The 217-nt window shown below is 69.6% G+C and carries 1 pseudogene; it reads right to left on the bottom strand.

Annotated features, from left to right (window positions below):
• Positions 1-217: pseudogene (locus tag FJ658_RS15165) on the bottom strand (argininosuccinate synthase domain-containing protein); the annotation flags it as partial.

Here is a 217-nt window from a genome sequence, read left to right as displayed (position 1 = left end):
CCGAGGCGACGTCCCTCCGCGTGGTAGTTCGCGACCGTGTCCTCGTTGTGGATGGCGTTCAGCAGCCGCTCGTAGGCGATGTGCAGCAGCGCCATCCCGGGGGCCTCGTAGATGCCGCGCGACTTCGCCTCGATGATGCGGTTCTCGATCTGGTCGGAGGCGCCGAGGCCGTGGCGCCCGCCGATCGCGTTCGCCTCGAGCACGAGCGCCACCGCAT

The sequence above is a fragment of the Schumannella sp. 10F1B-5-1 genome (genome assembly GCF_006517535.1).
In the GTDB taxonomy this organism is placed as follows: Bacteria; Actinomycetota; Actinomycetes; order Actinomycetales; family Microbacteriaceae; genus Schumannella.
Note: the sequence above shows the minus strand (reverse complement) of the source record. Positions and strands in the feature narration are given on the sequence as shown.